Raw genomic sequence first — 14070 nt, 5'->3', positions numbered from 1 at the left:
GCGGACCCGGCCGCAGCCGCAGCCGCGCCGATCCAGCCGCCCGCGCACGGCCTTGCGCGTCGCGGTCGGTCCGCGCGCCGCCCGGGGCCGCTCCGAGGCGCAGGGGAGAGGGCGACGCAGGGGAGAAGGCGACGCAGGGGGGAGGGCGGCGGCCGGGCGCCGCCACCCGCCGCGATCAGTCGCGCACGACGACCTTGGTGCCGACCCGGACCCGGTCGTAGAGGTCGACCACGTCCTTGTTGGTCATGCGGATGCAGCCCGACGAGACCGCCGCCCCCATCGTCTCCGGCTCGTTCGAGCCGTGGATGCGGTAGAGCGAGGAGCCGAGATAGAGGGCGCGGGCGCCCAGCGGGTTGTCCTGGCCGCCGGCCATGTAGCGCGGCAGGTCCGGGCGGCGGGCCAGCATCTGCTGCGGCGGGCGCCAATCCGGCCATTCCTTCTTCATGGTGACGGTCTTGGTGCCCGACCACGAGAAGCCCTGCCGGCCGACGCCGACGCCGTAGCGGACCGCCGCGCCGCCGCCCAGCACGTAGTAGAGCCGGCGCTGGCGCGTCGAGACCACGATCGTCCCGGGCTTCTCCTTGCCGGTCCACGCCACGGTCTCGCGGGGGATCGCCTGGCTGCGGAAGACGTTGAGGAAGTCCGCGATGGGGCCCCTGTCCAGCGGGTTGGCCAGCGCGGGGGCGCTTCCAAGCAGCAACCCCGCGAGCCCGAGCAGCGCGATCCGTCTCGGCATGGTCTCCATCCTCCGTCCGTCGTGGCGCAGACCTTCGCGGTGCCCTGCGCGCATCGGGCGAGCCGGCCCGGACTTCACGGCAAGGTTGAGGCCGGGCCGTCGGGATGTGCACTTCCGGGCGTAGCTGTGTGCTGCATGCAACACTCCGCGGACGCCGCGACGCCGTGGGTGATTGCGCCCGGCGACAGCCGTGCTTATCTCAGATCCGTGATCCGATCCGTCGCCCTTCTGGCCCGCCGTGTCGCGGCCTTGCCGGACCGCCTCGCCCGGGGCCTCGCCGTGCTGGCGCTGCTCGTCCTCGCGGCGGCCGCGATGGCCGCCGTGCCGGCACGGGCCCAATCCGCGCGGCCGGAGGGCCCGGCCTGCGCGATCACGAGCCCGCGCCTCTCGGTTCTGTCGGGCACGCCGGACGCGCAACCCGAGGCCAAGCGGTCCGTCTTCGGCCGCACCGATCTCTGCGCCGCCGACAGCGAGATCCTCACCGAACTGGGGCTGCCGCGCCCGCCGGTCGAGGCGCCGCGGCCCCGTCACACTCTTTCCGCATCGTTCGAATACAGGTCCGACATCCTGCCGGCTTCCGCGCCGGACGGTTCGCCGCACCGGCCTCCCCGCTTGGCCTGACGCGCGCCCCGGCCCTGGCGGCCGGCGAGGATGCGCGCCTGTCCTGATCTCCGTCCGACCGGCCTCGTGACCGGTCCCGAGATCTGCCACGACGATGCGCGGGTCCATGCTCCGCGCCAGCCTCAGCAGACGCATGTTTTCAGGAGCGTCGGAAATCGTGACCCGCACTCTGTCCGTCAGAACCTCATCCTCTCGCCGCCGTCCGGGCCGGGCCAGGACCGTCCTGCCCGCGGCCCTGCTTCTGCTCGGCCTCGCGGCCTGCAACCCGAAGCAGGTGGCCGCGCCGGCGCCGCCCGTGCCCGAGGTCGGCTTCGTCAAGGTCGAGCCCCAGGCGATCCCCTATCTCCGCGACCTGCCGGGCCGTGTCGCGCCCATGCGCATCGCCGAGGTCCGCTCCCGGGTCTCCGGGCTCGTGGTGAAGCGGCTCTTCGAGCAGGGCAGCCAGGTCAAGGAGGGCGACATCCTCTACAAGATCGACCCGGCGCCCTATCAGGTCGAGCTCGCCAGCGCCGAGGCGGCGCTCGCCCGTCAGGAGGCCGCCCTCGTGCTGGCCCGGCAGCAGGCCGACCGGCTCGAGCAGCTGCTGACGCGGGCCACCGCCAGCCAGGCCCAGTACGATGCCGCCTTCGCGGCCAAGAAGCAGGCCGAGGCGGAGGTCGCCGGCGCCAAGGCGGCCCGCGACCGGGCGCAGCTCAACCTCGGCTGGACCGACGTGCGCGCGCCGATCACCGGCCGGATCGGCCGGGCGCTGCTCACCGAGGGTACCCTGATCGAGCCGGGCTCCACGGGGGCGCTCGCCACGATCCAGCAGCTCGACCCGATCTACGTCGACATCACCCAGTCGGTGGGCGAATTGAATCGCCTGCGCCGGGATCTCGCCAGCGGGGAGCTGGCGCGGCTGGAGGAGAACACCGCCAACGTCCACCTGATCATGGATGACGGCTCCCTCTACCCGCTGGCCGGCCGGCTCCTGTTCTCGGACGTCACCGCCGATCCGAGCACCGGCCAAGTGACCCTGCGGGTGCAGTTCCCCAACCCGCACGACGAGCTGTTCCCCGGCATGTACGTGCGGGCGCGGATCAAGCAGGGCATCGATTCCGACGCCATCGCGGTGCCGCAGCAGGCGATCCAGCGCACCGACGACGGCCGCGCCGAGGTCTGGGTGGTGCGCGCCGACGAGACGGTCATGCGCCAGCCCGTCGAGGTCGGGCCGGTGGTCGGGCAGAACTGGCTGATCCGCTCGGGGCTGAAGGCCGGCGAGCGGGTCGTGATCGACGGTTTCCAGAAGATCACCGTCGGCGCCAAGGTGAAGCCCCGCGACCAGACGCCGGTCCACGGCGAGACCGGTCCGAAGCACGATACCGACGAGGCTCCCGACGCCTCGGGTGACAAGGCGGAGGTCGCGCCGCGGGCCGCCGCCGTCCAGCCGCGCCACTGAGCCGGGAGAGCCCGATCATGGCACGCTTCTTCATCGACCGGCCGGTCTTCGCCTGGGTCGTGGCCCTGTTCATCTGCCTGGGCGGGGCCCTCGCCATCCCGAACCTGCCGGTGGCGCAGTACCCGGTGATCGCCCCGCCCTCCATCGCCCTGTCCACGGCCTATCCGGGGGCCTCGGTGGAGAGCCTCTACATCGGCACCACCCGGCTCATCGAGGATGAGCTGAACGGCGCGGCCAACATCATGAGCTTCGAGTCGACCACCGACTCGTTCGGCTCGGTGAACATCACCGCCACGTTCCAGCCCGGCACCGACCCGTCGCTCGCCTCCGTGGAGGTCCAGAACCGGCTGAAGCGCGTCGAGGCGCGCCTTCCGGCGGAGGTGCGCCAGCAGGGCATCCTGGTGGAGGAGGCCTCGGCCGCGACCCTCAACATCATCACCCTCGTCTCCAAGGACGGGTCGATGGACGAGGTGGGCTTGGGCGACTTCCTGATCCGCAACGTCATCAACGAGATCCGGCGCATCCCCGGCGTCGGCCGCGCGACGCTCTACTCCACGGAGCGGTCGCTGCGCGTCTGGGTCGATCCCGACAAGCTGCGCGGCCTCTCGCTCAGCGCCTCGGACGTCACCGAGGCGATCCGCAACCAGAACGTCCAGGTCGCGTCCGGGGCGGTCGGCGCGCAGCCGAGCCCGACCCGGCAATCGCTGACCATGCCGATCATCGTGAAGGGCCAGCTCGGCACCATCGAGGAGTTCGGCGCGGTCGTGCTGCGGGCCAATCCCGACGGCTCGAACGTGCGCCTGCGCGACGTCGCCCGGATCGAACTCGGCGGCGACGCCTACCAGTTCTCCACCCGCCTGAACGGCGGCCCCGCCGCCGGCATCTCGGTGACGCTCGCCCCCGACGGCAACGCCCTCGAGACGGCCCGGGCGATCCGCGCCAAGATGGTGGAGCTGTCCCAGTTCTTCCCGCCGGATCTGAAGTGGGACATCCCCTACGACATCACCCCGGCGGTGGAGGCCTCCATCGAGAAGGTGCTGCACACGCTGGTCGAGGCGGTGGTGCTGGTCTTCCTGGTGATGTTCCTGTTCCTGCAGAACATCCGCTACACCCTGATCCCCACCATCGTGGTGCCGATCGCCCTGATGGGCACCGTCACGGTGATGTGGATCTCGGGCTTCTCGGTGAACGTGCTCACCATGTTCGGCATGGTGCTGGCCATCGGCATCCTGGTCGACGACGCCATCGTGGTGGTGGAGAACGTCGAGCGGATCATGAACGAGGAGGGGCTGCCCCCCAAGGAGGCCACCAAGAAGGCCATGGGGCAGATCACCGGGGCGATCATCGGTATCACCCTGGTGCTGATGGCCGTGTTCATCCCGATGGCGTTCTTCCCCGGCTCGGTGGGCATCATCTACCGGCAGTTCTCGATCGCGATGGTGACCTCCATCGCCTTCTCGGCGCTGCTCGCCCTGTCGCTGACGCCGGCCCTCTGCGCGACCTTCCTGAAGCCGATCGAGAAGGGCCACGGCCACGCCAAGGGCGGCGTGTTCGGGATGTTCAACCGGTTCGTCGACCGGGAGACCGCCCGCTACGGCCGCGGCACCCAGTGGTTCATCCGGAAATCCGGCCGGGTGATGCTGGTCTACCTCGCGCTGGTCGCCGGCACCGCCTACGCCTTCGTGAACCTGCCGGAGGGCTTCCTGCCGGTGGAGGATCAGGGCTTCTTCACGGTCGACATCCAGACGCCCCCGGGCGCCTCCTACAACCGCACCCAGGAGGCGGTCCGCAAGGTCGAGGAGCACCTGCTGGCGCAGCCCGGCGTCGCCACCGTGACCATGCTCAACGGCTTCTCCTTCTCGGGGCAGGCCCCGAGCACCAGCCAGGCCTTCGTCACCCTCAAGCCCTGGTCCGAGCGCGACGCCAAGAACTCGGCCGCCGCCCTCGTCGCCGGCACCAACGCGGCGCTCGCCAATTACCGCGACGCCACGGTGGACGCCCAGGAACCGCCGCCCGTGGACAATCTCGGCAACGCGGCGGGCTTCTCGTTCCGCCTGCAGGACCGCGCCAACCGCGGCTACGCGGCCCTGCTCTCGGCCCAGGAGCAGCTGCTCAAGCTCGCGCAGCAGAGCCCGATCCTCCAGAAGGTGAAGATCGAGGGCCTGCCGCCGACCCCGCAGGCGGAGCTGGTGATCGACCGCGAGAAGGCGGCGGCCCTGGGCGTGAAGTTCGAGGACATCAACGCCACGATCCAGCTCAACCTCGGCTCGGTCTATCCGAACGACTTCCCCAACCGGGGCAAGATGCAGCGCGTCTACGTGCAGGCCGAGCAGCTCCAGCGCATGAACGCGTCGGACATCCTCAACTACGCGGTCAAGAACGCCGGCGGCACGATGGTGCCGATGTCGTCCTTCGCGGAGCTGAAATGGGGCATGGGGCCGAGCCAGATCGTCGGCTTCAACGGCTACCAGTCGGTGCGCTTCACCGGCGAGCCGAACCCCGGCTACACGTCGGGCGACGCCATCGCCGAGATGGAGCGGCTGATGCTCCAGCTGCCCAAGGGCTTCGGCTACGCCTGGACCGGCCAGTCCTACCAGGAGAAGCAGGCCGGCAGCCAGGCGAGCCTGCTGCTCGCCCTCTCGGTGCTGATCGTGTTCCTGTGCCTCGCCGCGCTCTACGAGAGCTGGGCGATCCCGGTCTCGGTCATGCTGGTGATCCCGCTCGGCGTGATCGGATCCGTGGCGGCCGTCTACCTGCGCGGCATGCCCAACGACGTGTACTTCAAGATCGGGTTGATCACGATCATCGGCCTCTCGGCCAAGAACGCCATCCTGATCGTGGAATTCGCCAAGGACCTCTGGAAGCCCGGAACCTCGGTGATCCGGGCGGCGGTGGACGCCGCCACGCTCCGGTTCCGGCCGATCGTGATGACCTCGCTGGCCTTCATCTTCGGCGTGGTGCCGCTGGCCATCGCCACCGGCGCCGCCTCGAAGAGCCAGCAGGCGATCGGCACCGGCGTGATGGGCGGCATGATCACCGCCACCGTGCTGGCGGTGTTCTTCGTGCCGGTCTTCTTCGTCGTCGTCATGCGCCTGTTCCGGCGCAAGGCGGTGGCGGAGGGCGAGCGGGCGGACGCGGAGACGCGGCACGAGCCGGCGCGGGCGGCGGCCGAGTAGGCGGGCGTCGGCCGCGCGCTCCGTCATCACGAGCGGAGCGACGTGACCCAGGGCAGCGCGACGTCGCGAGGCGTGGGGCCGCCTGGATTGCTTCGCTGCGCTCGCAAAGACGGGGCGTGTCGAAGCTATCGATCGAAACCGGGGAAAACGCGCTTTGGAACGCGAGTAATGTCACTCTGCCGCGACAGCCTCGGCCGCCGCCTTGTATACAGATGGTCCGAAGCTTGCTGACGCCGCGGTGGACACCGCCGGGGCTGCCGGCCGGTGGCGCATTCACGGTTCCGGAGATCCGCTTGTCCCGTTCGACCCTGAAGACCCTCGTCCGCGGCGTGGCCACGGGTGCCGTCGCGACGTTCGCTTTCGCGGCGTTGCCCGCGCAGGCCGCGAACGTCTTCCGTTTCGCCTTCCAGGGTGACCTGAAATCCCTCGACCCGTACTCCCTCAAGGAGAGCTTCACCGAGGGCATGCAGCAGGCGGCCTACGAATCCCTCGTCACCCTCGACAAGAACCTGAAATTCGCCCCCGGCCTCGCCGAGTCCTGGGAGACGCCCGAGCCGACCCGCTGGCGCTTCCACCTGCGCAAGAACGTGAAGTTCCACGACGGCACGCCCTTCACCGCCGACGACGTGATCTTCTCCGCCCAGCGGGTCCGCGCCCCGGGCTCGAACTTCACCACCAACGTCCCGTCCGACGCCGAATTCGTGAAGGTCGACGACTTCACCGTCGACATGGTGCTGAAGAAGCCGAACCCCATCGCCATCGCCCAGTTCCCGACCTGGCTGATCATGTCGAAGGCATGGTCCGAGAAGAACGGCGTCGTGCAGCCGACGCCGCCCAACGCCTCCAGCCCGAGCTACGCCACCCTCCACGAGAACGGCACCGGCCCCTTCGTGATCGCCGAGCACCAGCCGGGCGTGAAGACGGTGTTCAAGAAGTTCGACGGCTACTGGGGCAAGGTCGAGTCGAACCTCGACGAGGCGGTGCTGACCACCATCGCCAACCCGGCGACCCGCGTCGCCGCGCTCCTCTCCGGCGAGGTCGACTGGATCGACCCCGTGCCGCTGCAGGACCAGCAGCGGGTGAACGCCAGCGGCACCGCCACCGTGATGGCCGGGCCCGAACTGCGCACGATCTTCCTCGGCATGGACCAGGACCGGGACGAGCTGAAGGATTCGAGCGTCAAGGGCAAGAACCCGTTCAAGGACATCAAGGTCCGCGAGGCCTTCTACCTCGCCATCGACGAGGACACGATCGCCAAGCGGGTCATGCGCGGGCAGGCGGTGCCCTCGGCGCTGATGATCGCCCCGAGCCTCTACGACCGCGGCGCCGAGTTCAAGCGCCCCGCCACCGACCTGAAGAAGGCCAAGGAGCTGATGGCCCAGGCCGGCTACCCGGACGGGTTCTCGCTCACCATGGATTGCCCCAACGACCGCTACGTCAACGACGAGGCGATCTGCCAGGCGGTGGTCTCGATGCTCGCCCGCATCAACGTCAAGGTGAACCTCAACGCGCAGCCGAAGGCCAAGTACTTCGCCAAGGTGCTGGCCCCGAACTACGACACGTCGTTCTACCTGCTCGGCTGGACCCCGTCCTCGCTCGACAGCCACAATATCCTCTACGAGATCGTCGGCTGCCGGAAGCCCGGCGACAAGTCGGGCCGGGGCAGCTGGAACCTCGCGGGCTATTGCGATCCGAAGATCGACGCCATCGCCGACAAGGTCGAGGGCGAGACCGACAAGGCCAAGCGCGACGCCCTGATCAAGGAGGGCTTCGACGTCCTCAACACCGACTGGGGCTACATCCCGCTGCACCAGCAGGCGCTGGCCTGGGGCGTCTCCAAGAAGGTCCACCTGACCCAGCGCGCCGACAACCTGCTCCTGCTCTACTGGGTGTCGAAGGATCCGCAGTAGGATCCGGGCGTGCTCGCCTTCCTGCTGCGCCGGATGATCCAGGCGGCCGCGGTCCTCGCGGTCGTCGGGCTCATCGCCTTCGCGATGTTCCGGTTCGCGGGCGATCCCGTGAACCAGATCGTCGGCCCCGACACCACCGTGGCCGAGCGGGCGGAGATCCGCAAAAATCTCGGCCTGGACGATCCCGTCCTGGTCCAGTTCGCCCGCTACGCCGGCAGCGTGGCGCGGGGTCAGTTCGGCATCTCCTACCAGTTCCGGCAGCCGGTGGCGCAGCTCCTCGCCGAGCGCATGCCGGCGACGCTGGAGCTCGCCTTCTGCGCGACGGTCTTCGCCCTCGTGGTCGGCGTCCTCATGGGCGTCTACTGCGCCCTGCGCCGCGACTCCTGGCTCGCCGGGCTGTTCCAGGCCGTCTCGCTCATCGGGATCAGCCTGCCGACCTTCCTGATCGGCATCCTCCTGATCTACCTCTTCTCGGTGACGCTCGGCTGGCTGCCCTCCTACGGGCGGGGCGACACGGTCCGGCTCGGCTGGTGGACGACGGGCTTCCTCACCGCGTCGGGGCTCAAGGCCCTGATCCTGCCCTCGGTGACGCTCGGCCTGTTCCAGATGACGCTGATCATGCGGCTGGTGCGCGCCGAGATGCTGGAGGTCCTGCGCACCGACTACATCCGCTTCGCCCGGGCGCGGGGGCTCACCACCCGCGCCGTCCACCTGCGGCACGCCCTGAAGAACACCCTCGTGCCGGTGATCACCATCGCGGGGCTGCAGCTCGGCTCGGTCATCGCCTTCTCGATCATCACCGAGACGGTGTTCCAGTGGCCCGGCATGGGCCTGCTGTTCGTGCAGGCCGTGCAGAACGTCGATATCCCGATCATGTCCGCGTACCTGCTGCTCGTGGCGCTGATCTTCGTGACCATCAACCTCGTGGTCGACATCCTCTACACGGTGGTGGATCCGCGCCTGCGGCTCTCGACCGGGCGGGCGGCGTGAGACCGGACATGACGCACCGTTCCGCCGGGCCACCCCGTCATCGCGAGCGCAGCGAAGCGACCCAGGGAAGCGCGCGTCCGGTCGGCGTGGCGCGCCTGGATTGCTTCGCTCCGCTCGCAAAGACGACGGCAGCCGCCCCGAAGCTTTCCACCGGACACGGCGTGAAGGGCGACCGATGAGCGGATACGACCTCGACGCGGGCGATGCCCCGCCGGTCCCCCTGCCGGAGGCGGCGCCCTCCCGCCTCGCGCGCTGGCGGGATTCCGACCTGCTGGCGAGCTTCCTGCGCTCGAAGACCGCCATGGCGGCGCTGGTCGCCACGGTGCTGATGGTCGGGCTCGCCTTCGCGGCGCCCCTGATCGCCCCGCAGAACCCCTACGACCCGGCCCAGCTCGACCTGATCAACTCCAACCTGCCGCCGATCTGGCAGGCGGAGGGTCAGGCGCCCTACTATCTCGGCACCGACGACCAGGGCCGGGACGTGCTCTCGGCGGTGCTCTACGGCCTGCGCCTGTCGCTGATCGTCGGCGGGCTCGGGGTGCTGACCTCCGGCGTCATCGGCATCGCGCTGGGTCTGATCGCCGGCTACGCGGGCGGCGTCCTCGACACGCTGATCATGCGGATCGCCGACGTGCAGCTCACCTTCCCGGCGATCCTGATCGCCCTGGTGGTGGACGGCGTCGCCAAGGCAACCTTCGGCAGCGCCCTCGACGTCGGGCCGCTGATCGGGCTGATCGTGGTGTCGATCGGCCTGTCCTTCTGGGTGCAGTACGCCCGGACCGTGCGCTCCTCCGTGATGGTCGAGAAGGGCAAGGACTACGTCCAGGCGGCGCGGCTGATCGGCCTGTCCTCCCCGGTGATCCTGGTCCGCCACGTGCTGCCGAACGTCACCGGCCCGGTCTTCGTCATCGCGACGATCAACTTGGCGCTCGCGATCATCACCGAGGCGACCCTGTCGTTCCTCGGCACCGGCCTCCCCGAGACCATGCCGTCGCTCGGCACGCTGATCCGCACCGGCAACCGCTTCCTGTTCTCCGGCGAGTGGTGGATCGTCGCCTTCCCGGGGCTGGCGCTGGCCGGGCTGGTCATCGCCATCAACCTCCTGGGGGATTGGCTGCGCGACGCGCTCAATCCGAAGCTGCAATGATGGGACATCGTCAGCGCGAGCGCAGCGAAGCGACCCAGGGCAGCGCGACCTTGGTGAACGTGGCGCCGCTGGATTGCTTCGCTCCGCTCGCAAGGACGGGGGCGCCCATCCGACGCCCGGTTGCCACCGGAGCCGCCACGCCATGACCGACACGATCCTCTCCGTGCGCGATCTCACGGTCGCCTTCGACACCCGCCGCGGGCCGCTCACCGCCATCGACCGGGTCTCCTTCGAGATCGGCCGCGGCGAGATCCTGGGCGTCGTCGGCGAATCCGGGGCCGGCAAGTCTGTGACCGGCTCGGCGGTGATCGGGCTGATCGACCGCCCTGGACGCATCGCCGGCGGCGAGATCCGCCTGCGCGGCGAGCGCATCGACAATCTCTCCCCCGAGGCCATGCGTCGGGTGCGGGGCAAGCGCATCGGCATGATCTTCCAGGATCCGCTGACCTCGCTCGACCCGCTGTTCCGGGTGGGCGACCAGATCGTCGAGACCCTGCGCACCCACACCGACCTGTCGGGGAAAGCCGCCCGCACCCGCGCCATCGACCTGCTCGCCGAGGTCGGCATCCCGGCCCCCGAGCGGCGGATCGACGGCTACCCGCACGAGTTCTCCGGGGGCATGCGACAGCGGGTGGTGATCGCCCTCGCGCTCGCCGCCGAGCCGGAGCTGATCATCGCCGACGAGCCGACCACGGCGCTCGACGTCTCGGTCCAGGCCCAGATCATCACCCTGCTCAAGCGCCTCTGCCGGGAGCACGGCACCGCGGTGATGCTGGTGACCCACGACATGGGCGTGATCGCCGAGGCCGCCGACCGGGTGGCGGTGATGTATGCCGGGCGCGTCGCCGAGATCGGCCCGGTCGCCTCGGTGATCGCGAAGCCCCACCATCCCTACGCGGTCGGGCTGATGGGGGCGATCCCGACCCTGTCGCAGGAGGCCACGCGGCTGAGCCAGATCCCCGGCTCGATGCCGCGCCTCACCGCCATCCCCAAGGGCTGCGCCTTCAACCCGCGCTGCCCGAAGGTCTTTTCGCGCTGTCGGGTTGAGCGGCCGGAGCCGCAGGCCGTGGAGGCGAGCCGGGTGGCCTGTCACCTGTACGATGCAGCGGAGCGCGCAGCGTGAGCGCCTACGTCGAAGTCACCGATCTGCGCCGCCGGTTCGACGTCTCGAAGCCCTGGCTCAACCGGGTGCTCGAGGGCGAGCCGCGGAAATTCCTCACGGCGGTGGACCGGGTCGGGTTCACGATCGAGAAGGGCGAGACCTTCGCGATCGTGGGCGAATCCGGCTCCGGCAAGTCGACGGTGGCGCGGATGGTGGTCGGCCTGCTGCCGCCCTCGGCCGGGGAGGTGACGATCACCGGCGTCTCGATGACCGACCCGCGCCAAGCCGCAGCCCGGCGGCGCCTGCGGGCGCGCATCCAGATGATCTTCCAGGACCCCTACGCGTCCATGAACCCGCGCTGGCGGGTGGGCCGGATCATCGCGGAGCCGATCCGGGCCTTCGGCCTGATCCAGGGGGAGGGGGCGATCCGCGCCCGGGTCAGCGAGCTGCTCGGCCTGGTCGGGCTCCACCCGGACGATGCGAAAAAATACCCGCACGAATTCTCCGGCGGCCAGCGCCAGCGGGTGGCGATCGCCCGGGCGCTGGCGAGCCAGGCGGAGTTCCTCGTGGGCGACGAGCCGACCTCGGCGCTCGACGTCTCGGTGCAGGCGCAGATCCTCAACCTGATGCGCGACCTGCAGGACCGGCTCGGCCTCACCTACCTGTTCATCTCCCACAACCTGGCCGTGGTCCGCCACATGGCGACCCGGGTGGGGGTGATGTATCTCGGCCGCCTCGTGGAGGTCGCCGCCGCCAAGGACCTGTTCGCCAGGCCCCGCCATCCCTACACGCGGATGCTCCTCGACGCGGTGCCCGACCTCGCCCATGTCGGCCGCGCCCGGGTGCCGGTCTCCGGCGAGATCCCGAACCCGATCGACCCGCCGCCCGGCTGCACCTTCAATCCGCGCTGTCCGCTGGCGAACGACCGCTGCCGGACCGAGGTGCCGGCGCTGCTGGACGGCGTCGCCTGCCACGCCGTCCAGGAGGGGCGGGCCTGAGGAGGCCCGCCCGGTCGGCCCGAGGGGCCGTCAGGCCGCCCGGACCGTGGCGAGGAAGCCCGACACTTCGGCCCCGAGCTGCTCGGATTGCCGTGACAGCTCCGACGCTGCGGTGAGCACCTGCGCGGAGGCGGCGCCGGTCTCGCTCGCGGCCTGCGTGACGCTGCCGATGCTGACGGTGACCGACTGGGTGCCCTGAGCCGCCTGCGTGACGTTGCGGACGATCTCCTGGGTCGCCGCGCCCTGCTCCTCCATGGCGGCGGCCACGCCGACGGCGATCTCGCGGAGTTCAGTGATTGTCGCGCCGATCGACTGGATGGCCGCGACGGCCTCGCGGGTCTCGCCCTGGATGGCGTTGATCTGCGCGGCGATGGTGTCCGTCGCCCGCGCCGTCTGCGAGGCCAGCTCCTTGACCTCGCCTGCGACGACGGCGAAGCCGCGCCCCGCCTCGCCCGCACGGGCGGCCTCGATCGTGGCGTTGAGCGCCAGCAGGTTCGTCTGAGCGGCGATCCCGGAGATCAGGCCGACCACCGCCCCGATCTTCTCGGCGCCCTCGGCCAGCCCGCGCACGATCGTGGTGGACTGCGCGGCATCCGCGGCGGCCCGCTCGGCCATGATTGTGGAGCGGGCGACCTGCTGGGCGATCTCGCCGATGGAGGCCGCCATCTCCTCGCTCGCCGCCGCCACGGTCTGGACGTTGGAGGAGGTCTGCTCGGCGGCCGAGGCGACGCTCATGGATTGACCCGCCGTCTGATCGGCCGTGCGGCTCATCGACTGGGCGGTCGCCTCCATCTCGGTGGCGGCCGAGGCCAGGCCGTGCGTGAGCTGCGTGACCTGGCTCTGGAACGCCCGCGTCGCATCGTCCAGCACCTGGGCCCGCCGCATCTTGGCGGCGTTCTCGATCGCCGCGGCCGCGTCGGCGTCCCGCTTGGCGATCATCGCCTCCTTGAACACCTGGACGGCCTGGGCCATCCCGCCGATCTCGTCCGCCCGCCCTGCGCCCGTGACCGGCGCCTCGAGCTCGCCGGCGGCCAGGCGGGTCATCGTCGCCGTCATGCCGCCGAGCGGACGGATCACCTGCACGACGATCGTGTAGATGCCGTAGGCGATGCTGAGCGCCGCGAGGACGAGGGCGGCCAGCAGGGCGAGGCGCGACCAGCCCGCGGTGGTCTCGGAGCGCTCGAACTCCGCCTCCGCTTCACGGACCTGCAAGGCCGTGAGCTTGCCGAGGGTCGCGTTGGCGGTCCGCAGGCTCGTCAGCAGGTCCGCATGCGTGGACTCGAAATCCGAAGCGCGACCCGCGGCGATGCGCTTGAGGATCTCGGCCGCGACGGCATCGTTCCGGTCGAGCGACCCCTGCAGCTCGGTGGCCAGAGCCTTCTCCTCCGGGGTCAGGTAGGTCGCCAGATAGGCCGACCACTGCGTGTGCAGGTTGGAGAGATCGCGCTCGATCTGGTCCTTCGCCTGGACCGGGTCGATCTGCCGGCCGCGCAGCCTGCGCGAGACGTCGATCAGGTCGTCATAGGCATCGCGGATGATGCTGAATTGCCGGAGGCAGACGACGCGGTCGTCGAAGACGGTCTTGAAGCTCTGGTGATTCCAGTGAAGGGCGAGATTGCCCATGGCGGCACATGCGAGCAGGAGCAGGCCCATGACGGCCAGGAGTGCGAGCAGTCTGAGTTTGATGGTCATCGTGGGCGGGTGGCCTTCCAGACGGTGGCATCCGAGACCGGCGGCGGCGCAGACACGCGCGCAGTGATTTCGGAGTTTGCACCTTGGTGAGGCACGATGATTAAAGTTTAGTCGATAAATGCAGTCGAGTTTCGAGCCAAGACAAGATTTCAAACGAACGTGATCGTGACTGCAAAGCGCGTGACTGATTTCTATCTAGAACTGATATTTTCAAGAAACTTCTATCGGAAGGTGTAAGGCCCGGCCTGCGACGGGGCTGG

General features: G+C 69.8%; 10 protein-coding genes. 8 read left to right on the top strand and 2 right to left on the bottom strand.

Annotated features, from left to right (window positions below):
• Positions 1-175: 175 nt before the first annotated feature.
• Positions 176-736, bottom strand: coding sequence for a L,D-transpeptidase (locus ABC766_RS16545; protein ID WP_043379390.1), 561 nt, complete (start codon positions 734-736; stop codon positions 176-178).
• Between the two features lie 207 nt (positions 737-943).
• Here ABC766_RS16545 and ABC766_RS16540 point away from each other — a divergent pair, with 207 nt between their 5' ends.
• From ABC766_RS16540 to ABC766_RS16505, 8 genes are all read left to right on the top strand, one after another.
• Positions 944-1357: a hypothetical protein gene (locus ABC766_RS16540; RefSeq protein WP_342143439.1), complete on the top strand. Its 414-nt coding sequence runs from the start codon at positions 944-946 to the stop codon at positions 1355-1357.
• Between the two features lie 157 nt (positions 1358-1514).
• Positions 1515-2795 (top strand): efflux RND transporter periplasmic adaptor subunit, encoded by a 1281-nt coding sequence (locus ABC766_RS16535; protein ID WP_236952749.1) that lies wholly within the window; start codon positions 1515-1517, stop codon positions 2793-2795.
• Positions 2796-2812: 17 nt separating this feature from the next.
• Positions 2813-5971, top strand: a complete 3159-nt coding sequence (locus ABC766_RS16530) for a multidrug efflux RND transporter permease subunit (RefSeq protein ID WP_345819053.1) — start codon at positions 2813-2815, stop codon at positions 5969-5971.
• 293 nt (positions 5972-6264) lie between these two features.
• Positions 6265-7881 (top strand): ABC transporter substrate-binding protein, encoded by a 1617-nt coding sequence (locus ABC766_RS16525; RefSeq protein WP_043759712.1) that lies wholly within the window; start codon positions 6265-6267, stop codon positions 7879-7881.
• Between the two features lie 9 nt (positions 7882-7890).
• Positions 7891-8871, top strand: coding sequence for an ABC transporter permease (locus tag ABC766_RS16520; protein ID WP_345819051.1), 981 nt, complete (start codon positions 7891-7893; stop codon positions 8869-8871).
• Positions 8872-9046: 175 nt separating this feature from the next.
• Positions 9047-10018 carry an ABC transporter permease gene (locus ABC766_RS16515; protein ID WP_053609380.1) on the top strand — a complete coding sequence of 324 codons (972 nt, stop codon included), beginning with the start codon at positions 9047-9049 and terminating at the stop codon, positions 10016-10018.
• 142 nt (positions 10019-10160) lie between these two features.
• Positions 10161-11141: an ABC transporter ATP-binding protein gene (locus tag ABC766_RS16510; protein ID WP_043354012.1), complete on the top strand. Its 981-nt coding sequence runs from the start codon at positions 10161-10163 to the stop codon at positions 11139-11141.
• Positions 11138-12118 (top strand): ABC transporter ATP-binding protein, encoded by a 981-nt coding sequence (locus tag ABC766_RS16505; RefSeq protein ID WP_043759716.1) that lies wholly within the window; start codon positions 11138-11140, stop codon positions 12116-12118. The genes ABC766_RS16510 and ABC766_RS16505 overlap by 4 nt, the downstream gene beginning before the upstream one ends.
• 30 nt (positions 12119-12148) lie before the next feature.
• Here the strand turns inward: ABC766_RS16505 and ABC766_RS16500 are convergent, their stop codons facing one another.
• Positions 12149-13810: a methyl-accepting chemotaxis protein gene (locus tag ABC766_RS16500; protein WP_345819048.1), complete on the bottom strand. Its 1662-nt coding sequence runs from the start codon at positions 13808-13810 to the stop codon at positions 12149-12151.
• Positions 13811-14070: the final 260 nt, after the last annotated feature.

Origin of the sequence: Methylobacterium fujisawaense, from assembly GCF_039619325.1 — a bacterium.
GTDB classification, from domain to species: Bacteria; Pseudomonadota; Alphaproteobacteria; order Rhizobiales; family Beijerinckiaceae; genus Methylobacterium; species Methylobacterium fujisawaense.
Note: the sequence above shows the minus strand (reverse complement) of the source record. Positions and strands in the feature narration are given on the sequence as shown.

Coding starts and splice junctions, on each gene's coding strand:
- ABC766_RS16530 (WP_345819053.1), top strand. CDS start 2,813: ATGGCACGCTTCTTCATCGACCGGCCGGTCTTCGCCTGGGTCGTGGCC.
- ABC766_RS16515 (WP_053609380.1), top strand. CDS start 9,047: ATGAGCGGATACGACCTCGACGCGGGCGATGCCCCGCCGGTCCCCCTG.
- ABC766_RS16510 (WP_043354012.1), top strand. CDS start 10,161: ATGACCGACACGATCCTCTCCGTGCGCGATCTCACGGTCGCCTTCGAC.
- ABC766_RS16545 (WP_043379390.1), bottom strand. CDS start 736: ATGCCGAGACGGATCGCGCTGCTCGGGCTCGCGGGGTTGCTGCTTGGA.
- ABC766_RS16500 (WP_345819048.1), bottom strand. CDS start 13,810: ATGACCATCAAACTCAGACTGCTCGCACTCCTGGCCGTCATGGGCCTG.